21 protein-coding genes are annotated in these 21,569 nt (G+C 44.8%); 6 read left to right on the top strand and 15 right to left on the bottom strand.

Features of this window, described 5'->3' with window-relative positions; all coding sequences use genetic code 11:
* Window positions 1–110: 110 nt before the first annotated feature.
* Both ACQKL6_RS15970 and ACQKL6_RS15965 read right to left on the bottom strand, forming a co-directional pair.
* A complete protein-coding gene (locus ACQKL6_RS15970; protein WP_402871969.1) occupies window positions 111–314 on the bottom strand; it encodes a YbdD/YjiX family protein in 204 nt (67 codons plus the stop codon).
* Window positions 315–333: 19 nt separating this feature from the next.
* A complete protein-coding gene (locus ACQKL6_RS15965) occupies window positions 334–2,382 on the bottom strand; it encodes a carbon starvation CstA family protein (RefSeq protein ID WP_427651463.1) in 2,049 nt (682 codons plus the stop codon).
* 342 nt (window positions 2,383–2,724) lie between these two features.
* On the opposite strand from ACQKL6_RS15965, the gene ACQKL6_RS15960 reads away from it, so the two are divergent.
* Window positions 2,725–3,453 carry a MerR family transcriptional regulator gene (locus tag ACQKL6_RS15960; protein ID WP_402871974.1) on the top strand — a complete coding sequence of 243 codons (729 nt, stop codon included), beginning with the start codon at window positions 2,725–2,727 and terminating at the stop codon, window positions 3,451–3,453.
* Window positions 3,454–3,510: 57 nt separating this feature from the next.
* Here ACQKL6_RS15960 and ACQKL6_RS15955 read toward each other — a convergent pair whose 3' ends face one another.
* Together ACQKL6_RS15955 and ACQKL6_RS15950 are read right to left on the bottom strand one after the other, a co-directional pair.
* Window positions 3,511–5,292 (bottom strand): ABC transporter ATP-binding protein, encoded by a 1,782-nt coding sequence (locus ACQKL6_RS15955; protein WP_402989195.1) that lies wholly within the window; start codon window positions 5,290–5,292, stop codon window positions 3,511–3,513.
* A complete protein-coding gene (locus tag ACQKL6_RS15950) occupies window positions 5,267–7,015 on the bottom strand; it encodes an ABC transporter ATP-binding protein (protein ID WP_427651462.1) in 1,749 nt (582 codons plus the stop codon). Before ACQKL6_RS15950 ends, ACQKL6_RS15955 begins: the two co-directional genes overlap by 26 nt.
* 454 nt (window positions 7,016–7,469) lie before the next feature.
* On the opposite strand from ACQKL6_RS15950, the gene ACQKL6_RS15945 reads away from it, so the two are divergent.
* Window positions 7,470–8,030, top strand: a complete 561-nt coding sequence (locus ACQKL6_RS15945; RefSeq protein WP_402958494.1) for a nitroreductase family protein — start codon at window positions 7,470–7,472, stop codon at window positions 8,028–8,030.
* Here ACQKL6_RS15945 and ACQKL6_RS15940 read toward each other — a convergent pair.
* The 4 genes from ACQKL6_RS15940 to ACQKL6_RS15925 are packed head-to-tail and all read right to left on the bottom strand — an operon-like array spanning window position 8,014 to window position 10,318.
* Complete coding sequence (locus ACQKL6_RS15940) at window positions 8,014–8,160, bottom strand: hypothetical protein (RefSeq protein WP_407408530.1); 147 nt, start codon at window positions 8,158–8,160, stop codon at window positions 8,014–8,016. The genes ACQKL6_RS15945 and ACQKL6_RS15940 overlap by 17 nt on opposite strands.
* An 18-nt stretch (window positions 8,161–8,178) precedes the next feature.
* Window positions 8,179–8,607 (bottom strand): metallothiol transferase FosB, encoded by a 429-nt coding sequence (gene fosB, locus ACQKL6_RS15935; RefSeq protein ID WP_402958644.1) that lies wholly within the window; start codon window positions 8,605–8,607, stop codon window positions 8,179–8,181.
* 28 nt (window positions 8,608–8,635) lie between these two features.
* On the bottom strand, window positions 8,636–9,607 hold the full coding sequence (locus ACQKL6_RS15930; protein ID WP_427651464.1) for a sensor histidine kinase: 972 nt from the start codon (window positions 9,605–9,607) through the stop codon (window positions 8,636–8,638).
* Between the two features lie 12 nt (window positions 9,608–9,619).
* A complete protein-coding gene (locus ACQKL6_RS15925) occupies window positions 9,620–10,318 on the bottom strand; it encodes a LytR/AlgR family response regulator transcription factor (RefSeq protein WP_427651461.1) in 699 nt (232 codons plus the stop codon).
* Between the two features lie 162 nt (window positions 10,319–10,480).
* Between ACQKL6_RS15925 and ACQKL6_RS15920 the strand changes: the two genes are divergently transcribed.
* Together ACQKL6_RS15920 and ACQKL6_RS15915 are read left to right on the top strand one after the other, a co-directional pair.
* On the top strand, window positions 10,481–11,233 hold the full coding sequence (locus ACQKL6_RS15920; RefSeq protein ID WP_402958498.1) for an ATP-binding cassette domain-containing protein: 753 nt from the start codon (window positions 10,481–10,483) through the stop codon (window positions 11,231–11,233).
* Entirely contained in the window at window positions 11,223–12,389 is a 1,167-nt protein-coding gene (locus ACQKL6_RS15915) for an ABC transporter permease (protein WP_427651460.1), read from the top strand. The genes ACQKL6_RS15920 and ACQKL6_RS15915 overlap by 11 nt, the downstream gene beginning before the upstream one ends.
* Window positions 12,390–12,423: 34 nt before the next feature.
* Here ACQKL6_RS15915 and ACQKL6_RS15910 read toward each other — a convergent pair whose 3' ends face one another.
* The 7 genes from ACQKL6_RS15910 to queF form a co-directional block, all read right to left on the bottom strand.
* Entirely contained in the window at window positions 12,424–13,572 is a 1,149-nt protein-coding gene (locus ACQKL6_RS15910; RefSeq protein WP_427651459.1) for an ABC transporter permease, read from the bottom strand.
* Window positions 13,569–14,762 (bottom strand): ABC transporter permease, encoded by a 1,194-nt coding sequence (locus ACQKL6_RS15905; RefSeq protein WP_427651457.1) that lies wholly within the window; start codon window positions 14,760–14,762, stop codon window positions 13,569–13,571. Before ACQKL6_RS15905 ends, ACQKL6_RS15910 begins: the two co-directional genes overlap by 4 nt.
* 12 nt (window positions 14,763–14,774) lie before the next feature.
* Entirely contained in the window at window positions 14,775–15,710 is a 936-nt protein-coding gene (locus tag ACQKL6_RS15900; protein WP_427651456.1) for an ABC transporter ATP-binding protein, read from the bottom strand.
* 141 nt (window positions 15,711–15,851) lie between these two features.
* The gene (locus ACQKL6_RS15895) at window positions 15,852–16,511 is read right to left on the bottom strand and encodes a response regulator (protein ID WP_402872008.1); all 660 of its coding nucleotides are present in this window, start codon (window positions 16,509–16,511) and stop codon (window positions 15,852–15,854) included.
* Window positions 16,511–17,698 carry a sensor histidine kinase gene (locus ACQKL6_RS15890; protein ID WP_427651455.1) on the bottom strand — a complete coding sequence of 396 codons (1,188 nt, stop codon included), beginning with the start codon at window positions 17,696–17,698 and terminating at the stop codon, window positions 16,511–16,513. The genes ACQKL6_RS15895 and ACQKL6_RS15890 overlap by 1 nt, the downstream gene beginning before the upstream one ends.
* A 123-nt stretch (window positions 17,699–17,821) precedes the next feature.
* Window positions 17,822–19,168 (bottom strand): aspartate kinase, encoded by a 1,347-nt coding sequence (locus ACQKL6_RS15885; RefSeq protein WP_402872014.1) that lies wholly within the window; start codon window positions 19,166–19,168, stop codon window positions 17,822–17,824.
* Window positions 19,169–19,412: 244 nt separating this feature from the next.
* On the bottom strand, window positions 19,413–19,910 hold the full coding sequence (queF, locus tag ACQKL6_RS15880; RefSeq protein ID WP_402872017.1) for a preQ(1) synthase: 498 nt from the start codon (window positions 19,908–19,910) through the stop codon (window positions 19,413–19,415).
* A 266-nt stretch (window positions 19,911–20,176) separates the two neighbouring features.
* Here queF and ACQKL6_RS15875 point away from each other — a divergent pair, with 266 nt between their 5' ends.
* Together ACQKL6_RS15875 and ACQKL6_RS15870 are read left to right on the top strand one after the other, a co-directional pair.
* On the top strand, window positions 20,177–21,034 hold the full coding sequence (locus tag ACQKL6_RS15875) for an EamA family transporter (protein ID WP_427651454.1): 858 nt from the start codon (window positions 20,177–20,179) through the stop codon (window positions 21,032–21,034).
* 278 nt (window positions 21,035–21,312) lie between these two features.
* Entirely contained in the window at window positions 21,313–21,447 is a 135-nt protein-coding gene (locus ACQKL6_RS15870) for a BA3454 family stress response protein (RefSeq protein ID WP_402872021.1), read from the top strand.
* Window positions 21,448–21,569: the final 122 nt, after the last annotated feature.

The following is a 21,569-nucleotide window of genomic DNA, read 5'->3' as shown; positions in this document are numbered from 1 at the left end:
TTTCAGTAAATTATTATAGAAATAGAAAAACAGGTGGAGAAAAACAACTCGTTTTTCTCCACCTGTTTTATTTTAGGGACTTATTAGACAGCCCCCTCCTAACTATATGACTAGCAACAGCGTGATACCTTCCCATCCTTAGCGTTATACCTTTCGTCCTGCGCTTCGCAGAAGAACTCTTTCCTTGTCTTAATCGTTTTATCAGGATGTTCCAGCTTCATATGGGCTACATACGTTTCATAACTAGGAACTCCGACAAGTAGACTAATGAATTGCTTTCGGTAGCTAAGAATCCGGGTAATTTTTTTTAACATGGTTTCCTTCCCTCCATTATCACCTTGATATATAAGGAGTTTCATGCATGTCAATTTTTTCATTTTTGATGATCTTGATCCATAATCGTACCGCGGAAATCAAGACAGTGATGACCACGATCATAAAGAAGGCACAAAGGGCTGCATCTAAATAATCATTGAAGATGACTCGTTTCATTTCCGCTAAATTCGCCGCCGGAGCAAGGACCTCTCCTGCATCATAGGCAGCCTTGAATTTGTCCTTATGCGCCAAAAAGCCAATTGCAGGGTTTTCGTGGAATAGCTTTTGCCAACCCGCTGTCATCGTCGCAATTAATATAAAGGTCGTCGGTAAAAGTGTGACCCATGTGTACGCTTTCTTGCCCATCTTGAACAAGACGGTCGTACCAAGCAGTAACGCAATCGCGGATAGCATTTGATTCGCAATCCCGAACAATGGCCATAGTGTATTGATTCCTCCAAGCGGATCAATGACCCCCTGGTACAGGAAGTATCCCCACCCTAGAACACAAATGGCTGTCGCGATGATGTTCGGCACCCATTTATTCGTTTGCGCAAATGGTTTATAAAAAGTACCGATAATATCTTGAATCATGAAACGGCCCACCCGGGTACCGGCATCAATCGTCGTCAAGATGAACAGTGCCTCGAATAGTATCGCGAAATGATACCAAAACGCCATCAAGGAAGCACCCCCGACTACTTGTGAGAAAATATGCGCCATCCCAATCGCAAACGTGGGAGCTCCTCCAGTACGGGATAATATCGTTTCCTCCCCGACATCATCGGCAAGGTCCGTAATCATATCAGGCGTCAAGACAAATCCCCAATCAGATATCGTCGTCGCAACCTGAGCCGGCTCCGTCCCAATGACAGCACCCGGACTATTAATGGCAAAGTAAATACCCGGTGTTAATACGCAGGCCGCTACCATCGCCATGATGGCCACGAATGACTCAGTCAGCATGGCTCCATATCCGATCGGACGCGCATGGGATTCACGTTCGATCATCTTAGGCGTCGTACCCGATGAAACGAGCGCATGGAATCCAGACACCGCCCCACATGCAATCGTGATGAATAAAAATGGGAATAGGTTACCCGAGAAAACCGGCCCCGTTCCATCAATGAACTGCGTGACCGCAGGCATTTCAAGATTAGGCATGACGATGAAGATGCCTAGTGCAAGAGCGATGATCGTACCGATTTTCAAGAAGGTACTTAGATAATCCCGCGGAGCCAAAAGCATCCAAACCGGTAGCACAGAAGCAACAAAACCATACACAATCAAGAGGATGGCAATCGTTTCACCTGAGTATGTAAACATGGGAGCCAATGTTGCACTTTCCGCTACAAAACGTCCGAAGTACAAAGCAAGCATCAACAGGATAATCCCGATGATGGATCCTTCCCCGACTCGTCCAGGCCTGATATACCGCATGTAAACACCCATAAGGACGGCAATAGGTATGGTCGAAGCAATCGTGAACATCCCCCAAGGGCTTCCTACCAAGGCCTTCACGACTACTAGCGCAAGCACGGCCAATAAAATGACCATGATGCCAAAAATCCCTAGCATGGCAATGAAACCTGTGACGGGACCGATTTCTTCTTTTATCATTTCACCAAGCGATTTACCATTTCGGCGCATCGATCCGAAGAGAATGACGAAATCCTGTACCGCACCGGCCAAAACGACACCCACCACGAGCCATAGTGTACCCGGCAGATACCCCATCTGTGCCGCTAAGATAGGCCCTACAAGTGGCCCTGCCCCAGCAATCGCTGCAAAATGATGACCAAACAGTACCCATTTATTCGTCGGTACATAGTCTTTTCCATCATTATTCAATTCAGCTGGAGTCTTACGTTTATCATCAAGCTCGAATACTTTCTGTGCGATAAATTTACTATAAAAGCGATAAGCAATCGAATAGACACAGAGAGCAGCCGTAACAATCCACATAGCATTAATGCTTTCCCCGCGATTTAAGGCGACAACACCGAAGCTCACGGCTCCCAACGCAGAGATGATTCCCCAAAGAACAACTGATTTAAGCGCTTTCATTTTTTCATCTCCTACCCCATTGTATTTACTAATTCATTGTGCCTGAACGTTTTCCACAGCCTCCTTAAAATGACTAAACAACGTTAATTTTGTATATATTCTGAATTATATGTCATTTAATGGTTAATAAGCAATAGGTTTTCTTCACTAGCCGAAATTAATAGCAGGGCATATACCGTTTAGATTTTTTCAGACTACCCAGACTTCCTCCCCCTACGTCCAGACTCCATTCTTAACGTTTATTTCCATACTACCTATTTAATTCCTATCGCCTATTCCGCTATAATAAAAAGGAAAGTTTAACCATCACTTAAGCTAGATGAACGAATGGGAGGTATGACAATGGAATTTTTGACCGTTGGACAATTGTCTAAGCGAGCGAATGTGACGATAAGAACCATCCGTTACTATGACCAGATTCAATTATTAACGCCTGAATACAGGCACGCTAATGGCCGTAGATATTACTCGGCCAATGACCTGAAGCGACTTGAGAAAATCTGCCTGCTTAAAGCCCTTTCTTTTTCATTGGACGATATCAAAACCGTATTGAATAAAGAATCCTTCAAAGAATTACTTCTCCAGCACCAACAACAAATACAATCCGATATAAAAGAAGAGGAAAATACATTAAAGAACATCCAGACTTTATTAAACAGTATCGAAATCGAAGGGGAGTTCAATTGGGAGTTACTGCTTCCATTATTCAAAAGAAAAGAGCATAATCGAGGGTCACACTTCAACGAAGAAGAACAGAAAACCATCAATAAACTACCCAAAATGGAACAAAATGATATCAGCATGAAACAATGGATCAATCTCATGAAGAGGATCGAATGGTCCCTTGAAAAGGGCGTTTCCCCCTTATCGGAAGAAGGACGGCTCATTGCCGAAGATTCCCTCCTGCTGTCCGAGTTGGTATTTCAGGGAAACAAAGAGCTTGAGGAGAAATTCTGGGAAATTCGAAAGTCCAAGGAAGGATCCGCTTCCGCAGGTTTGTATCCGATAAACGAAGATGTGCTGACCTTCTTGGATGAGGCAATTGCCTCGGTAACGGAATGTACCCGATAGGTTCCAGTTTTTTGGACCAACTAAAAAAAATGTGCGCCAAGAGGCACACATTTTTTTTCATCCCGTGTGATTTCCATTTAAGGAACCGCGATGAAGTTCAGCATAGAAACCTTTTTGCTTCAATAACTCCGAATGGGACCCTTTTTCGATGATTCTCCCCTCATCCAATACCAGTATTTGATCGCTTTGCTGAATCGTATTCAGTCGATGCGCAATGACGAAACTTGTTCGCCCCTTCATCAATCGATGTAACGCCTCCTGTATTTTGATTTCAGTGATTGTATCAATACTGCTTGTCGCCTCATCCAAAATCAAAAGAATCGGATCGGCTAAAATCGCCCTCGCAATTGAAAGGAGCTGTCGTTGCCCCTGGCTGATTCCACTGCCATCTTGGGTCAAAACCGTATCATATTGATTGGGCAGTTTCATGATAAAGGTATGTGCATTGGCAAGTTTGGCCGCTTCCACTACCTCCATATCCATGGCTTCCAAACGGCCATAACGGATATTTTCACGAATTGTTCCTTGAAATAGAAAGGAATCCTGTAAAACGAATCCCATATGTTTACGGAGGCTCGCCCTCGTTACCTGTTGGATATCTTGTCCATCGACCAGGATCCTGCCACTGTTCGGTTCATAAAACCGGGCGAGCAGATTAATAATCGTCGTTTTACCCGCACCGGTCGGACCGACTAATGCAATGGTCTCTCCTTTTTCAGCATGGAAACTAATATCGTTGATTGTTTGATCGTCATCATCATAGGAAAAGGACACCCCTTCGAAATCAACCTCTCCACGGATGTCCCGTAGTTCACCCGCATCTTTCTCATCCACGCCCTCTTCCTCTTCATCCAGGATCGAGAATACCCGCTCAGCACCAGCGACAGCCGAAAGCAGGGTATTGAACTGGTTAGCCAAGTCATTGAGCGGACGCGTGAATTGCCTGGAATACTCGGTGAAGATGACAATCACGCCAATGGTGACCCCACCCATTCCTTCCAAGGCCAAATAGCCACCGACAGCAGCAATCACGATGAAGCTTAAGTTATTCAATAAATTCATCAGCTTCGGTATCAATCCCGAATAGGATTGAGACCAATAACCGGCTTTTTTCAAGTTCTCACTGCGGGTGATAAAATCACGAATCACTTTTTCTTCCTGTGAAAAGGCCTTCACGATGCGCTGTCCGGAAATTGTTTCTTCAATGAATCCATTCAATTCACCCAGGTTTTTCTGCTGTTCCTTGAAAAGCCTGCCTGTCCGGTTCGTAATCCATTTCAACCCAAAGAACATAAGCGGGACAATGAAAAGGGTTAGAATCGTCAGTAATGGACTCAAATACAGCATGACAGCCAGTGTCCCGACAAGAGTCAGGACGCTTGAAAAGATTTGAATGACCGAACTGTTCAATGTAGAGCTGACATTTTCAATATCATTCGTGACCCGGCTCATCAGTTCCCCATGCTGGCGACGGTCAAAAAAGGGAATCGGCAGCTGCTGGAGCTTCTTGAACAGCTGGTTGCGCATCAGATAAACCGTATCCTGGGCAATCCCGATCATCCAATAGTTTTGTAGCCACATGGACAGTGAATAGAACACATAAACCGCAAGGAGCCCAAACAGCAGATTGATCAAACCATCGCTGTCCTTCGTGACAATATAATCGTCGATGGCCATTCCTACAAGAAATGGACCAAGCAGTCCTAACACTGAACTGACCAGGACCATGAACAGGACCATGACGAGCATACTTCTATTCGTCGTTAAATAAGGGAGGATCCGTTTGACCGTGCCTGCAGAATTGGACGGCTTTTTAGCGGGAGACGTTTTTCGTTTCATAGGAAATCTCCTCCTCCCCATATTGTGATGCAACGATTTTCCGATAAAGGGCATTCGTTTTACTCAACTCATCATGCTTGCCTTCCGCGAGTACCTCTCCATCTTCAAGCAATAAGATTTTATCGGCTTTCATCGCTGTACTTATTTTTTGCGTAATGATGAGCGTCGTGCACGTATAGGACTCCAATGCCGTAAGCAGCCTACTTTCCGTATTTAGATCCAAGGCGCTTGTGCTGTCATCCAAAAGGAGGATCTTCGGCCTGCGGACCAATGCCCTCGCAACCGATAGCCGTTGCTTTTGCCCACCTGAGAGATTCACTCCTTTTTGTCCTAGCCGCGTTTCATATTGCTTTGGCAGTCTCATTACCGTTTCATGGATTTGGGCATGTTGGGCCGCTATCATGATTTCCTCCAGTGACGCGTCTTCTTTCCCCCAGGCGATATTGGTCTGGATGGACCCGGAAAATAGCATCGCTTCCTGTGGCACGTAGCCAATCCTTTTTCGGAGTGAGTCCAGAGGAATGTCCCTCACATCCTGCCCATCTATCGTGATTGCTCCACTCTCCACTTCGAATAAACGTGGAATGAGCTGAAATAGGGAGGTTTTCCCCGACCCAGTCGCACCGATGATCGCGAGAGTTTGTCCCGCTTCAACGGTGAACTTCAAGTGTTTCAATACCTGTTCATCTCCGCCAGGATAGCGGAATGACACATCCTGGAACTCGATATGCCCCTCTTTGATAAGGTCCCCCCTGCTTTCCACCCTACCTTCATCGAGATCAATGGGCGTCTCGAAAATTTCGGTCACGCGGTCCGCTGACGCTTTTGCTCGGGACAAGACCATGATCAACCAAGAAAAGACCGATAAGGAGCCTGCGATTCTTGTGGCATAATTGACAATCGCCACGACTTCCCCGACCTGGATATCTCCCGTCGAGATAAAGCCGCTACCGAACCATAGGACTACAAGGATCGCCACGTTCATGACCAGCATCAGCACGGGCATCGTCGTTTCAATCAAGCGAAGCGATTGGACGGTCTTCATTTTCAATTCATCGTTTGCCCCGTCAAAACGGCCGATTTCATGATCCTTACGAAGAAATGCTTTGATCAACCTCATCCCAATCAAATTCTCACGCATGACACTATTGACGTTATCCAGCCTTTTTTGGACAAGTCGAAACAGCTTTGCCGCACGTTTCATGACCCATCCCAGGAACAGCACGAGAACGCGAATCGAAATGATCAATACAAGGGATAACTTCAGATTGACCGTTATCGCCATGATTGTGCCCCCAAGGACAATCAGCGGTGCCCTTGCCATGATACGCAATCCCATAAATACCGTATTCTGAAGCTGCGTCACATCATTCGTCATCCGGGTGATCAAGGAAGAGGTCGGGATGTTGTTTAAATTGGCAAAAGAAAAGGCCTGGATTTTGCCGAAGAGATTTTTCCTTACTTCATGTCCAAAACTTTGGCTCACATGAGAAGCTGTAAAGGAATTGACGATTCCGCCAAGGAACGAAAATATCGACAGGCCGACCATGATCGCTCCCCACTTTATCACGACGGAAAGGTCTTTTTGTAAAATGCCATCATCAATGATCTTTGCAATGAAGAGTGGCTGTAATAGCTCAACACCGAGCTCGACTAACATTAAAAATAAAGCAAGAGCGATGAAGAGACGATATGGTTTAAGGAACGAAAACAGTTTTTTCATCTACGACACCCTTCAATCTTCATATGTAGGTAACATTTTTATCTTTTCATTATACATTTTTATACAGATTTAATAAAAGAATTAGCAAGCTTGGTTAGCATTGGAAAAAGTTTTTTAATTTTTTCCAAGATCCTCTTGACAAAAAACAGGAAATAAGAGAAAATTCTAATTGATAATGATTTTCAATTTCATTATCGATCTCTGAAATTTGTTAAGTACTACGATAATTTCTTATCGTACCCATTTGATATTGTACATAGATACAATGTCGCCCCGGTCTCTCTGTGCCTAGTAAAAATTATATGCTTAGTTGCGAATGCAAGTCACTAGAATATTGCCCCCTCTTTATTCAAGTCAGTTTATTCAATTTAAAGCATATTAGGCATCCGGGGTCCTTTTTTTTCAAAAAAACATCCCTATACATAGATTATTAAGAATAAGGAGAAATACAAATATGAAACTAGAACAAATCATAAAAGAACGACGGAGCATCAAACGATTCAAGGACCAACCCGTTCCCCTCGAAACCATTCAATCACTTTTGGAAACTTCCACGTGGGCGCCCAATCATAAAATGACCCAACCGTGGCGATTCGTCGTTGTTCACGGCGACAGCCGCGTGAAGCTAGCAGAAGCGACACGGGCCTTTATGGCAGGTAAAGAAAAGGATCCGTCAAAGAAGAAAGAAGCCGGTCAGCGTGGGTACAATAAACTGAACGGCGTTCCGATGTTCGTTGCGGTCATCATGGAGGAAAATCCGAATCTCATGACCCGCGAAGAGGATTATGCAGCCACGAGCGCCTTGATCCAGAATTTCAGTTTACTTGCCTGGGAACAAGGAATCGGCATGATTTGGGAAACGTACGGCATGATTCACAGCCAAGAATTCCGCGAAGCTTTAGGCGTAAAACCCGGGGAGAAGATCGTCGGAAGCCTGCACGTCGGATACCCGGACATGATTCCTACGCCCCGTCCGCGTACACCAATAGATGAACTGCTCACCATAATGGATTGAATCGGGAGGAGCCTCCAAGCTTATTGGAGGCTCCTTTTTCAACCCGTTTTTGTCTTTTATCGGTCAAATTAAGTCCTTTATCGGTCAAACTGGACTTTTTATCAGTCAAGTCGTCCCATTTATCGGTCAATCCCTGCATTATATCAATCTATTGGAAAAACCTCATATGCGGCTTTTCCTGTTTATAATAATCTAGTCTTTCCTCTAGCGTTCCCGTATGGAATTCGAACTTATGGCCATCCAAGTCAGTAAAATAGATGGATTTATTATCACGCTTATTTCTCTTTCTGCCGTTAAGAATATTCACCTGTAAACGCTCAAGCCGGTCCTGGATGCCATCAAAATCCTTTTCGGTAATGGAAAATGCGACATGCGTATACGATTCTTTTATTTCATTTCTCGGAATATCCTTTTCCAGATTGAGAGCCAGCCATATCCCATTCAGGTCGAAGTATGCCGTTTGGTTCCCTCTCACTAACAATTTCGCCCCAAAAACGGCCTGATAGAATTCAATGGACTTCTCTAAATCCGAAACGGAAAATAATAAGTGATTCAATCCTTGAATATGGATGACCATCCTCCTCCCTTTTCGCACAAATAACCTCTTACACGATGGCCGGGACCTTGATTTTCAATATGAATTCCTCGTTCTTATACGTAAAGTCCAAATGGCCTTGATGTTTCCTTACGATATCGGAGATGATTTTCGTTCCCATTCCTTCGTGTTCACCATCCTTCGTCGTTTGTCCGTATTTCTCAAACATCGTATCCAAGATGGAGGGAGGAATCGCCAGGCAATGATTGGTGCAAGTCAGAATATAGACCCCACTCCGTTTGTAAAACTGAAGCGTGACTTGAGCACTGCCCCCTTTTTCTTCCTGCCATCCTTTTGCCGCTTCCACCGCATTGGCAAGCACATTCCCAATCAAGGCGACAAGGTCCTGGTCATAAAAAGGGAGGGACGAGAGCGGCACATCGAAGTGATAGGTCATCTGGATCCGTTCTTCCTTGGCCTTACGGAACATTTGATGCAGGATCCCGGCGACGACCCCTTTTTCTCCTTTAATGGATAGATTCGTTTCTTCAAAGCCATCCACCAACTCATTCATATATTCTTTCGCTGCAGCCATCTCGTCCTGCTCCATCATAAACTGCAACGCTGATACATGTTTCAGGAAATCATGGCGCTGACTGCGGACCACCCGGAACGTTTCATTGACCTGCAGTCGCTCCTTTTCCATTCCTTTTTGCTCTCTTTCTAGACGATCCCCCATTCCAGACATATGGAGGCGGACCGTTTCGATTCCTATAAAAGTCGCAGCTAATCCTAAGTACGAAAGGGAGGGTGGCATGGAAAAATAAAGAAGAATGACGACAAGCTGCATGCCCCATAGAGTTCCTTCCATATAGATTCCTAGGGAAGCTTTTTTATATAAGGGGCGGAACTTGAGGTAAAGTCCCATGCCAACCAGACAAATCAGAAGGATGACTAGCGAAGGAGGGATCTGCCAAGGTAATAGTCTAATTATTTCGTAGAGATGCCATACCCCCAATATGGCTATAATGAATGCATGCATAGTTTTCACACCTTAAAAGTATTGGACTTGCAGGAAGTCCACCCTTTCCTTCGTGATCATCGCCTGTTCCTCGATCCCGTCAAAGCTGACGACATACGAGTTTTTGGCGTACAGTGAAAAGTTCTTCACAAAATGAATATTAATGATGAAAGAACGGTGTGAACGGATAAAGTCCCTTTCCCGCAGTTCTCCCTCCAATTCATTCAATGTTTGATAGGTTTTGATAGGACCGTTTTTAGTATGTATGGTCGTTGAACGCCCTGAACGTTCAATGAAAATAATGTCCTTCTTCTGCAAAATATGAATATCATTTTTCTGTTTTATAAACAGCCTTCCCGCCACTTCAGCGGTTCTTGACTTTTCCCGGAACCGTTCGATTGATTTGATGAGCCTGTCTCTCGAATAGGGCTTCATGATATAGTCATGCACATTGAGTTCAAAGGCATGAACGGCGTACCCGCTCGTACCTGTCACGAAAATGACCGCTATGTTCAATGCATGGGAATGGATGATGTCGGCCATTTCATATCCGGACAAGTTAGGCATTTCGATATCCGCAATCAGCAAATCTATCGTTTCCTGTTTGATCTGCTCATACGCATATTCAGCGGAATCCGTAGAAAAAACCAATTCGATGCCAGGCATTTGGGCCACGATCCCATTCAACTTATCCAAATCAATCTTCCGGTCATCCACAAGGCCTACCTTCATCTACAACTCTCCTTCTCTGAAATTACCTTTATTTTACCATCAAAATATGGAAAATCGATACTTTCGCGACATAAAACGGCACTTTCGCGACATAACTACAGATTCCCCTCTCCTTTATTTGTATGATTGAGTTAACCAAAAGAGATGTAGGAGGTTAGAAAAATGATTGAAATACATGAAGTCACAAAAACATTCCAAGATAAAAAAACATTCATCACCGCCCTTAAACACGTTTCCCTTACCATCGGAAAAGGCCAGATTGTCGGATTACTAGGGGAAAATGGTGCCGGAAAGACCACGCTGTTACGTTCGATTGCCACACTCCTGACACCGACAGAAGGGTCTATCAAAGTGGCCGGATTCGATACATTGGATCATCCCAATGAGATCAAGAAAAAGATTGGTGTCCTGTTCGGAGGGGAAACCGGCCTGTACGACCGCTTAACCACACGTGAAAATCTCGCCTATTTCGCCACTCTGTACGGTTTGAGCAAGCACGAAACTAAGGTGAGGATAGAAGAACTGGCCGTCATGTTCGGGATGAAGGATTATCTCGATCGTAAAGTCGGCGGATTCTCGAAAGGCATGCGCCAAAAAGTGGCCATATCGCGGACGCTCATCCATGACCCAGAAATCATCCTGTTTGACGAGCCGACGACAGGACTCGATATCACTTCATCGAATGTATTCCGCCAGCTTGTTCTTCAGCTAAAGAATCAAGGCAAAACCATCATATTCTCAAGCCACATCATGGAGGAAGTCACCCTGCTATGCGACTCTGTGGCCATGATGCACAAAGGGGAAATGGTGTATAAAGGCCAGTTGGAATCTCTATATAAAGAAGAGAACAGTCGTGATTTGAATTATATATTCATGTCCAAACTTGTAAGGGGGAATCAGTCTCATGTTTCTTAATATGTATATAAAAGAATTGAAGGAAGCTTTACGGGATCGACGGACGCTATTATTAAGTGTATTTCTTCCCATCCTTTTGTTGACGGGACTGACGTTATTTTACGAGAGCATGATGTCCACGGATGAGGAGGAGACCCATACCCTTGCTGTAGATCCATCATTCACGACGGACGCCAAATCACTTCTGAAGGACTTCCCCCAAATTGATGTCCAATCGTTTCAGAATCCGACAGATGCTGTCCAAGACGGAAAAGCCGCTGCCGCCCTACAAGTTAGTGACAAGTTCATGGAGCAAATCAAACAGGGGGAACAAGTCACATTCAGCCTTTCAGGTGACTCCTATAGCCAAGATAGCTCCTTCGTCCTTTCCCAGGTCGAGTCAGCTTTAACTCTCTTTGAAAAACAAATCATCCAGGAGCGCCTACAATCGATCAATGTGGATACTAACATGATCAGCCCGCTAAAGGTCGACTTCAAAGAGGCCGGGCTAGATAGCGATAATGGTGCCTCCTTGAGCATACTTTCCCTCTTTCTGCCCATGATCATCACGATGGCGATCAGTACAGGCGCCTATCCGCTTGCCTCTGACTTATTTGCCGGGGAAAAAGACCGGAAAACGATGGAAGCTTTACTTATGACACCAGTTAGCCGTGGAAAGATTCTGCTAGCCAAATGGCTGACGATTTCCTCCATCGGGGCCCTGGCGGGAATCGTCTCGATCCTTGTCGTCACCTTGGAACTCATGTTTTTAACGGAAGAATTGAAAAAGGGCTTTCATTTCGGTAGTGACCTATGGTTGATTCTTCCGACCGCCCTATTGATCACCATTTTATTTTCTCTATTCATTGGCGCCCTGCAAATGTCAGCCAGCATCATATCCAAAACCGTGAAAGAGTCGCAGAACTACCTATCGCCGATTACGATGCTCGGTATCCTGCCTGTCCTATTCCTAGGAGGCACTGGCCTGCACGAATTGACGACCAAGCATTTCTTGATTCCATTCTTCAATATATTCGCCCTTTTTAAGGAACTGCTTTACGGCGTTATCGACTACCAGAATATCGTACTGACAGCAGGTAGCCTTATCGTCTCCATTGCCATCTTTTTCACTGTATCAAGACTATTATTCTTGAAAGACAAATGGGTATTGAATTAAGTAAAAGACGCGCTGAGCTACCAGCGCGTCTTTCTTATTCAAATCGGATCCTCCGTATGCCCAGTAATAAAAACACGAGTCCGAATAACAGTAAGATAGCGATTGATTCAATAGGGAGGGACCCATTGCCCGCAATATCCGTCAACCCCTTCATGGCCCACCTCTGAGGCAGGAACTCCGCCATCTTCTGCATAAAGGCGGGCTCGATTTCCAGTGGCCAATACACACCGGCAATCATGCAGGTGGAAATGACGACGAGGTTTCCGATTGCAGACTGTTGCTCGACCGTTTTTACAAAGCCCGAAATCATCAGGCCCAGGCCTACAATCGCGAACAACATAGCAGAAACGAGAAGCACCAAATAGATGGGATTTCCCCAGCTAACATCAAAAAAGATAGAAGTCGCCAGCATCAAGATTCCAAATTGAATCCAGCCAATCATGAAGAAGGAAAGTAGGTAACCGAAAGCTATTTCAAAACGTGATGCCGGGGTGGACAGTAAACGGTACCATACGCCGTTACTTCTCGCCTCTAAAATCGTACCCGTGACACTCATCATCGTAATCATCAAAAACATGATGGAAAACCCGGAAGCGCTGCTCGAAAAACCTCCCTGCTCATTAACCTGGCCTCCACCGAGGGTAACCTGTTTCAGACCTGATTCTTCCGTAGCCGATTCCTTTCTCAGCTTTCCATATAGCTTTTTCCAGTCTTCGCCGCTCTGTTCACTCCAAACGAGGGAACCGGCCATTTCGATATTCAGTTTCGAAAGCTTATTTGAAAGATACCCGGTGATCGTTTGGGGCGTGGTGAACTCGGGAATATGTTCAAACCGAACATTGGGAAGGTCCCCCTCCAACATTTTGGCTTCGAATCCCTTACCGACATGAATGACTCCGACAATCTTTTTATTATCAAGATCCGTGAGCGCATCCTGGTTAGAACCCTTTTCCAAGGTGAACAGGGCATTCTTCTCATGCAATTCTTCAAATAGCGATTTCGATAACAAGGACTTATCTTCATCCACGAATGTAACCGCTAGCGGATCTCGATCATCCGATCCCATTAAGGTACCGAATAAAAGTGTAAAAATAAGAGGCATAGCAAACATGATAAGATAGCTCTGCCGTTCCTTAAAGACCCGCTGGATTTCAAAGCGGCAGATGTTCCAGATTTTTCTCAAGCGTATCTCCCCCTTAAGCGCCAAGCACCAATCAGCATGGATACAAACCCTATTAGCCCCAAAACCGAAAACGGCAACAACAGTCCACTCCAGCCCACGCCGGACATGATGTCCAAGAAACCGGTCAGTGCCCAATTATTCGGCGTTAGTGCTGCAATGGTTTTAAGCCGCTCAGGAAACGCATAGATCGGCAGCATCGAACCCCCGACGATTGCAAACAGTTGGATGCCGATCCCACTGATCAGGTCGGCTGTCTTCTCTTTCTTGATGAAGGCGGCCAACAACATGGATAGACCCGCGACGGCGACGGAATACATGAAACCGAACGCCACCACCTGCCCTCGACTTTCTCCCCAATTCACGTTGAAGAAGAGAGAAGTGGCTACGTAAAAGAGCAATAATTGAATGAATGCGAAATAGAGGGTGCCCAAGAACTTCCCGATAAGGATGGAATATTGATTCATCGGGGCACTATTCAATCTTGCCAGCGTATCTGTATGACGTTCCTGGATCATGGATTTGGCTCCCAGAGTCACATTAAAAAGCAAAAACATGACCAGCATCGCGGCTGCATAATACTGCATCGACGAAATGGATGTTTCGCCGACCGATTGATCACCGACTTCCATGTCCACCTCTCCACTTTCCGTCAACTCCTTGGATACTCGCTCTGCAGTTTCCTTAGCATCGCCTTTGCCCGTAGCGACCGCTTGTGTCTGCGTCACATTTTTCATGACTACCTCGGATGTCTTTGAAATCGTCTGAACCCGCTCGGTAAAAGAAGAGATGATCGATTCGACGACCGTCGCTTTTAGTTGAGTATCTTGATTCGAGTAAAGAACGGCCTCATCAAAGTTTGCTCCCCATTCAGCCGGGATAAGGATTCCAACTTCAACTTCCCCCTTTTTCACCATTTCTTCAAGCTTCTCTTCACTGTCTATCGTTTTCAGCGTAAGGAACTCCGTCTTTTCTAAGACATCTTGCTTCAATGCATCGGCCATCGGATCTTTTTTATCCACGTACAGCCCGACAGATGTATCCTGAAACCCTTCATCTCCACCAAAGATATCCTTCAAAGCCATCCCTAAAATCAACGTCAAGATTAAGGGCATAATCAGCATGGTCATGAAACCTCGCCTGTCCATGGCCCGTATCTTAAAATCCTTCCATGCAATCAGAAAGCTCTTCATTCTCCACCCCTCCTAATCCCGTAGCGATTTCCCCGTCAATTGTAGGAAAAGACTCTCTAAATTCGGTTCCTTCCTTTCAAAGGACAGCACTTTAACAGTGGACTTCACAGCAGAAGCTATAATATCAGAGACGATATTCGGGTGATTGGTCACCATGACTTCTAGTGTGTGTTTTTCTTCATTGATCACGACTCTATCCACATTCTCCATCCCTTCCAATTCCTTAAGCCACAAACCATTGAGGGAATCGACCTGTAGCTTGATGAATATTCCCTCCGCCAACGTGTCACATAAGGCTTCTTTCTTGCCGAGCGCAATGATTTTCCCTTCATCGACGATGGCGATCCGGTCGCAAAGGTGCTCGACTTCCTCCATATAGTGACTGGTATAAATCACCGTCATCCCTTCCCCATTCAACCGCTTCACCGTTTCTAGAATATGGTTGCGCGATTGCGGATCGATTCCGACCGTTGGCTCATCCATAATCAGTAGCTCAGGCTCATGCATTAAAGCGGCTCCGATATTCAGCCTCCTTTTCATCCCGCCCGAGAAGGTTTCGACTTTATCTTTAGCTCTATCCAACAACCCGATGATTTCAAGCACAACCCCTGCCCTTTGTTTCCCTTGTGCCCTCGTCAGTCCCTGCATCCTTCCCCAGAACAGTAAATTATCCTGTGCGCTCATCGTCGGGTACAGGGCAATTTCCTGTGGAACGATTCCAATTTTCTTTTTAACGTCCCTTGGCTGTTTTTTCACCGAAAGACCATCGATAAGGATGTCTCCCGAGTCATAAGGCAACAACCCGCAAATCATGGCAATCGTCGTTGACTTACCTGCTCCATTTGGTCCCAACAAACCGAAGGATTCCCCTTTATCCACCGAAAAGGAAACATCCTGTACGGCCACATGCTTCCCGTATGATTTCCTGACCTCTTTCACCTTTAACACGATACATTCCCCCTCGTATGACGCTTCCCCCTAATTCTATGACCAAAGTAAAAAAAAACCATCTGCCTCAAGGAAGAATTCCACAAAAAAAATGACCTTCGTCTATGCCGAAAGTCATCTATCTTGGATGATATGGAAGTTTCACTCTGTAAACGTAGTGACCCCATATCGTACGGCAAAAACGGCAGCCTGGGTGCGGTCACGTAATTCAAGTTTGGAAATGATATTGGAAACATGGTTTTTCACGGTGCCCTCCGTGATGCACAAAGTGGCTGCGATTTCCTTGTTACTTTTTCCATGGCCAAGATCCCGAAGGACATCATATTCCCTGTTTGTTAAATCACCAAGGACAGCAGGCGATTCACTCGCTTTCCTTTCTTTTTCGCTCCTTAACTCTCGAAGCATGTGTATGGTGATTTCCGGGGGCAGCACCACCCCACCTGATTGAACGGTCCTGATGGCATTTGCAATCATGTCCGCTGACATGTCCTTCAGCAAATACCCGCTCGCCCCTTCCTCCAATGCTGAGAAAATGAGGGCACTATCTTGAAACGTTGTAAGCATCAGCACCTTTGTATGGGGAAGTTTTGATGTAATCAACTTTGTCCCTGCCACACCATTCGTCTGTGGCATCCGGATATCCATCAACACAATATCCGGTTTCATTTCCACTGACCGTTCATAAGCCTCCATGCCGTTACTTGCCACGCCAACCACTTCCAGTTCTGGACGCAAATTCAACAAAGCCGCCAAACCGTCACGGATGAGCGGCTGATCATCAACCACCATTACCCTTATCATCACGTTCCTCCTATCGCCCATTTTTTCTCGTTTAACGGGAACTCTGCGGTCATATGGAACCCTTGGGCTTCCTTGCTTCCATATGACAACACCCCACCCATTTCATTAATCCGGTCTTGCATCGTCTTCAACCCGAACCCTGGAATGATAAGGCTTGCACCCTTGCCGTTATCCTGGATCTCAACCCTCACCATTTCCGGAATGCAGACCAGCCTGATTGAACTAACCGTTGCATTTCCATGACGTTTTGCATTGGTTAGACTCTCCTGAATCACACGGATGAGTGTTGGCTGAAGGGTATGGGGAATAAGGCTTGAATCCCCCGAAAGTTCAAGAGTCGATTTCAGGCCTGTCGATTGGTGAAATTCATTCAGCAACCTATTCACACTTGTCAGGAAAGTCGTCTCGTCTTCATTCAATGCCTGAACGGAATAGCGAACCTCCTCCAAGGCACCCTGGGCCAAATCCTTGCAAATATTCATCGTACCCTTCGCTTTTTCCAAGTCATGGTCGATCAGTTCATAAGCTAGCTCCATCTGCACGAATAAGGCCGTCATTTTATGTCCCACCGTATCATGTATCTCCCTTGCAATCCGGTTTCTCTCTCTGATTTTTGCCGTTTCCTCTGCCTGAAGGGAATATTCCTGCAACCGTTTATGGGCCACAGACAGCTCTTCATGCGCCTCATTCAATTGTAAGTATTGCTCATTCACCACATCACTGGCCTCAGTGAGTTTCCGGATCAAATTGCCGACTACAGACGTAAAGGCGACAAATGAGAAACTCATGAGGTTATCCATGATATCCAGCGTACCTGTTTGTAAATAGGTCGAAATCATAACCAAACCCCATAGTAATACAAAAAACAAGCCAAATATTCTATGTTTCTTAGACTCCGAGACAAGGATAAACACAGTAATCGCAACGACACCGACTAGAATCATATAAAGGGTAGTCTGGGGGAACAAAAATCCATATACAAAACTGAGGATGCCATCGAAATAGACGATTCGGAGATCATGTTGAATTGAATCCTTATAAAAAAGCAAATAATGATTCAGGATAAAACCAATAGCGATCAAGATGAGCAGGCCTTTTACATATGGATTGGAATCCGGAATCCTCCAGTAATACATAAAGCTGATCATCAAGAACATGGCAATCCGTAGATTGACTAACCACCCCATACCGTCCGCCCTCTTTCCTTCTCTCTTCTACCATCATGCCTAAATTATGGTAGAAAATAAAGAGCTTATTTTTCCAAAAACGAAAACCCCCCCTGTTCAGGAGGGTCTCATATTCTCTTATTCTTAAAAGAACTCATGATATAGCGCCTGGATGGCCGTCTCTTCACTATGACCCTTCACACCGAACATCATGCTCACTTCGGAAGAACCTTGGTTAATCATTTCAATGTTGACCTTAGCATCGGCCAACGCTTTCGATGCCCTTGCCGTTGTTCCCACATTATGACGCATGCCTTCACCGACGACCATGATCAAGGCCAGATTATGTTCAACAATGACTTGATCGGCATGAAGCTCCTGCTTAATGCGCGAAACAATTTTCGCCTCGGCCTCTTCACTCATTTGATCTTGACGGAGGATGATCGTGACATCATCAATGCCAGATGGGGCATGTTCATAAGATACACCGTAATCTTCAAGAATATGAAGCAATTTACGACCGAATCCAACTTCACGGTTCATCAAGTATTTATTAATGTAAATACTGCAAAACCCTTTGTCACTCGCAATCCCTATGACGGGCCCATTCATATTATCACGGGTACTCACAATCCTTGTCCCCTGTGCACTCGGATTGTTCGTGTTCTGTATATGTACTGGAATACCAGCACGGAATGCAGGGATTAACGCTTCATCGTGAAAGACCGAAAAACCGGCATAAGACAGTTCTCGCATTTCCCGATACGTCAATTCACGTATTCCCTTCGGATTGGACACCACATGTGGATTCACTGCGTACACGGCATCCACGTCCGTAAAGTTCTCATATAAGTCTGCCTTGACGCCATTTGCAAGAATCGAACCCGTAATATCCGATCCGCTCCTTGAAAAGGTTAAAACATCCCCATCCATTGTATATCCGAAGAATCCGGGGAATACCACGATACCCGGCTCCTCACGAAGTGCATATAAACGCTCATATGATTCAGGAAGCACCTGTGTATATCCGCCCTCATCCGTCACAATCAAGCCGGCTTTCATCGGGTCCATATACTGAGCCTCTACACCACGACTCCGAAAGTAGGCTGAAACCAGCTTCGCATTATTATCTTCTCCGCTCGCCTTCAAGGCATCCAAATAACGCTTCGGTTTACTCTGGTCTGCATGCAGCAGGCTATATAAATTGTCACGTATCTCCGCAATGACCTCTCCTGGAATGTCTAACTCCTCAGCAATACTCGCATATCGAGAAACGACATCTTCTATTAAAAGCCCACCATCATCCCCATGCAACTGGCGTTCCGCAGCGGCAATCAGTAAATCCGTCACCTTTATATCATCAGAATTGCGTTTCCCTGGTGCTGAAACAACGATGACTTTTCTCTCTGGATCTGAAACCACAATTTCGAATACCTTCTTCAATTGTTCTCCCGACGCGAGTGAGCTCCCGCCAAACTTTGCTACTTTCATCCCGACAACCCCTATTTTTAGAAATATTCTGTCAAAATCAACTCTCCCTATTATTACGCTTTTTTACGAAACAATCAAGGATTAATTCCATTATATGAGGACATATGTATTTTTGATAAAGACAATCCAGAAGAAATTTAAATGATGGTTAAAGTGCCTTATCCTATCCGCCCAATTTAAGTTCTACACATAAAAAAGCTTCCCGAAAAATCGAGAAGCTAAATCATTAAAGCCCACATTTCACTTACCGATTATCCACAGTTTCTGGATACAAGTCATGGTTCATCAACCGGTAACTCGCCATTTCTTCAAACTTCGTCCCTGGTTTTCCATAGTTCGTATAAGGATCAATGGAAATGCCACCCCGTGGAGTGAACTTGCCCCAGACCTCAATATACTTCGGATCCATCAATTCGATTAAATCATTCATGATGATATTCATGCAGTCTTCGTGAAAATCTCCATGATTGCGGAAAGAGAACAAATACAATTTCAACGACTTGCTTTCGACCATTTTCACACTTGGAATGTAGCTGATATAGATGGTCGCAAAATCAGGCTGCCCCGTAATCGGACATAAACTCGTAAACTCCGGGCAATTGAACTTGACGAAGTAATCCCTGTTCGGATGCTTATTATCAAAGGACTCCAAAATCTCCGGTGCATAATCAAAGGAATATTGTGTACCCTGGTTTCCTAGTAGGGTGATATCCTTTAATTCTTCTTCTTTTCTTCCAGACATATAAACGTCCTCCTCTTCCACGTATCCAGGGAGGTTCATAATGGGGCCTCTACACAATAAAAACCATATCTCCTTAAAGATATGGTTGATTCGCAAAATATCAGACCATAGTTTTTTTAAGAGGGTGATGCTATGAACCTCTCCCGTTTATCGGGAATTCATTTGATTTTATCATGTGTAAATATAGTAGATAAACTCAATTCTGTCAATATCAAACTTTGAAACTTTCTTATCTTAAGCTAGAATATATAAAGAGTTTATCCCAAATGAAGGAAGAGATTACAGCCATGTGGATTTTTGCAGCCCTCATCACCAGTTTTTGTTTCGGCATCAATAACAGCATTTTCAAATGGAGTGGAACAAAAGGCCATTCCAAAATACATATCCAGTTCTTCTTTTATTTTGTTGCTTTCATTCTATCCATTATGTATGGTGTGCTCGTCGATGGGCTGAACCTGAATTGGGTCTCCATCCTGCTAGGTGCGGCAATCGGGGTCCTCAATGCTAATGGGAATATCCAAATGGCAAGTGCCTTTGAAAAAGGCCCGGCAAGCTTGACTTCACCTTTAATCGCGGCGAATACCGTTTTCCCGATTCTCTGTGCAGCGCTCATTTTTCATGAGCACATTTCTCAGTTGCAATGGAGCGGCGTCATCTGTATGTTGCTCGCCACCTTGATCATCCAGTACACGCCAAATGCCAAAGGGAATCATCAGTATGTCCCTTGGATGATGCATACCTTATTTGCCATCTTCTCCTTTGGCGTACTCGGCATCCTGATGACGACAACGACACGCCTTCACCTGAGCTCCCTTGATATTCTGGTATCCATGTACGGAGGGGGAACGGTTTACCTCATGGTCGCGATGGGCATTAAACATGAGAAAATTAAATCTAAAGAAATCAAGATTGGTTCCTGTGTAGGCCTCTTGAGCGTAATCGGATACGGCTGCTATTTCTTCGCCCTGAATACCGGCATAGCAAGCATCATCTTTCCAGTCGTCAGCCTCAACTGCCTGATCGTCGTATTCGCTGGTTGCTACCTATTCAAAGAAAAACTAAAAACCTACCAAATCGCCGGCGTCTTCGCAGCCCTGATCGGAATCATCCTAACCAAAATCTAAAATCAAACCCCATTCCCGAGCCACCTTGGGAAATGGGGTCTGACCCCTTAACCAACAGCCATGACCCCTGTCGTACTAAGCTTATTTCACTTGAATGAATTCTGGGAAATAGGGTCTGACCCCAAAAAGTGTTGACATCTCGTTTTATTTATCAGATAATTATGAATATTAAATATTTTAGAGAGCGGCATAGGCTAAATGTTTGATTGCCCGGTAAGAATGGGTATATAGTAAGTGTGTACTTCGAAGGTACCATGATAAAGAAAGGAAGATGGAAAATGGTTAAAGTTACTGTGAAAGTGGATTACAATGGAAAGTCATATCAAACGAATGTTCTTGCAAAACCAGGTGCTAATGAGCAGGAAATTTTCCAAATGGCACTTCATCAAGTCGAGAAACAATGGAAGGAATAAAAAAGCAGGCATCGCCTTAGATACCTGCTTTTTTTTATTGCCTTTTTTATGCAACTTCCAAAATCCAATCGAATGGATCCCCTTACCCTACCATATGAAATTTCCTCCAACAAAAAAGAGCG

It is taken from the genome of Peribacillus sp. NPDC097197, from assembly GCF_050278025.1.
In the GTDB taxonomy this organism is placed as follows: domain Bacteria; phylum Bacillota; class Bacilli; order Bacillales; family DSM-1321; genus Peribacillus.
The sequence above is the reverse complement of the archived record's forward strand: the minus strand, read 5'-3'. Positions and strand labels throughout refer to the sequence as shown.

Excerpts from the sequence above, each read along its gene's own strand:
- ACQKL6_RS15970 (WP_402871969.1), bottom strand. The coding sequence starts at position 314 with ATGTTAAAAAAAATTACCCGGATTCTTAGCTACCGAAAGCAATTCATT.
- ACQKL6_RS15965 (WP_427651463.1), bottom strand. The coding sequence starts at position 2,382 with ATGAAAGCGCTTAAATCAGTTGTTCTTTGGGGAATCATCTCTGCGTTG.
- ACQKL6_RS15960 (WP_402871974.1), top strand. The coding sequence starts at position 2,725 with ATGGAATTTTTGACCGTTGGACAATTGTCTAAGCGAGCGAATGTGACG.
- ACQKL6_RS15955 (WP_402989195.1), bottom strand. The coding sequence starts at position 5,292 with ATGAAACGAAAAACGTCTCCCGCTAAAAAGCCGTCCAATTCTGCAGGC.
- ACQKL6_RS15950 (WP_427651462.1), bottom strand. The coding sequence starts at position 7,015 with ATGAAAAAACTGTTTTCGTTCCTTAAACCATATCGTCTCTTCATCGCT.
- ACQKL6_RS15945 (WP_402958494.1), top strand. The coding sequence starts at position 7,470 with ATGAAACTAGAACAAATCATAAAAGAACGACGGAGCATCAAACGATTC.
- fosB (WP_402958644.1), bottom strand. The coding sequence starts at position 8,607 with ATGGTCATCCATATTCAAGGATTGAATCACTTATTATTTTCCGTTTCG.
- ACQKL6_RS15930 (WP_427651464.1), bottom strand. The coding sequence starts at position 9,607 with ATGCATGCATTCATTATAGCCATATTGGGGGTATGGCATCTCTACGAA.
- ACQKL6_RS15925 (WP_427651461.1), bottom strand. The coding sequence starts at position 10,318 with ATGAAGGTAGGCCTTGTGGATGACCGGAAGATTGATTTGGATAAGTTG.
- ACQKL6_RS15920 (WP_402958498.1), top strand. The coding sequence starts at position 10,481 with ATGATTGAAATACATGAAGTCACAAAAACATTCCAAGATAAAAAAACA.
- ACQKL6_RS15915 (WP_427651460.1), top strand. The coding sequence starts at position 11,223 with ATGTTTCTTAATATGTATATAAAAGAATTGAAGGAAGCTTTACGGGAT.
- ACQKL6_RS15905 (WP_427651457.1), bottom strand. The coding sequence starts at position 14,762 with ATGAAGAGCTTTCTGATTGCATGGAAGGATTTTAAGATACGGGCCATG.
- ACQKL6_RS15895 (WP_402872008.1), bottom strand. The coding sequence starts at position 16,511 with ATGATAAGGGTAATGGTGGTTGATGATCAGCCGCTCATCCGTGACGGT.
- ACQKL6_RS15890 (WP_427651455.1), bottom strand. The coding sequence starts at position 17,698 with ATGGGGTGGTTAGTCAATCTACGGATTGCCATGTTCTTGATGATCAGC.
- ACQKL6_RS15885 (WP_402872014.1), bottom strand. The coding sequence starts at position 19,168 with ATGAAAGTAGCAAAGTTTGGCGGGAGCTCACTCGCGTCGGGAGAACAA.
- queF (WP_402872017.1), bottom strand. The coding sequence starts at position 19,910 with ATGTCTGGAAGAAAAGAAGAAGAATTAAAGGATATCACCCTACTAGGA.
- ACQKL6_RS15875 (WP_427651454.1), top strand. The coding sequence starts at position 20,177 with ATGAAGGAAGAGATTACAGCCATGTGGATTTTTGCAGCCCTCATCACC.
- ACQKL6_RS15870 (WP_402872021.1), top strand. The coding sequence starts at position 21,313 with ATGGTTAAAGTTACTGTGAAAGTGGATTACAATGGAAAGTCATATCAA.